This is a genomic window from Acidovorax sp. ST3 (assembly GCF_003231145.1).
In the GTDB taxonomy this organism is placed as follows: domain Bacteria; phylum Pseudomonadota; class Gammaproteobacteria; order Burkholderiales; family Burkholderiaceae_C; genus Acidovorax.
In genome coordinates this window covers 1-666 of the sequence record NZ_QKVP01000049.1, presented here as the reverse complement: position 1 = coordinate 666, position 666 = coordinate 1, and the positions used below count along the sequence as shown (strand labels likewise).

Here is a 666-nt window from a genome sequence, read left to right as displayed (position 1 = left end):
GATCTTCAGTAAGCGGCCCTTGAGGACCACCCCTGTTTGACCGGCACGGGTGCCGCTCGTGATCTTGTAGGTGTCGATGTACGGATCGCCGATGGTCACGGACGCCAGGACCTTGCGGCTGGAGTCGTTCGCGGCTTCTTGAAGCTTTTCGCTCATGACCTTGATGGCCTCTTTGCCGACGACCTTTACGTCGCAATTGAGCCAGGTGAGTGAATCCGCACTGCCTTCCTGCGCTTCACCGTGAAAGATGCTGATGCTGCACGCAAGGAACGGAGCACCTTTCTTGGGCTTAACTTCGCGAACACGACGAACATAGCCGAGGCCACGAAGATGAGCATCGAAGTACTTGGGGGTGTTTGCTTGAGCCATGACGGATCTCCTAAAGAAAAGGGGAACCGCCGCCCCATTCGGGGAGGAAAGTTCCCCGATGGGCTGAAAAGACACTCCTGGTCGCTAGGACCTGCGGTCACCGAATGGTGGAGCCAAACCGCAGTGCTACAAAAGATTCCGACATAAGCTGTCGGACGGCTTTCTAGCCGACATCTTACGTTTCGGCGATGAAGAAATCAATGGAATTTCCTGCAGCACCACACCAATTTTCGAGAGAGAGGAAAGTCCCTCACTCCGGACTCGGAGCCTTAAAGGAAAGTATGGTCGCGGGAGCTC

General features: G+C 55.4%; 1 protein-coding gene. It reads right to left on the bottom strand.

Annotation, left to right across the window (positions count from 1 at the left end; genetic code table 11):
- Positions 1-369: DUF3577 domain-containing protein (locus DNK89_RS23460; protein WP_110962011.1), on the bottom strand; the 369-nt coding region annotated here is incomplete at its 3' end.
- Positions 370-666: the final 297 nt, after the last annotated feature.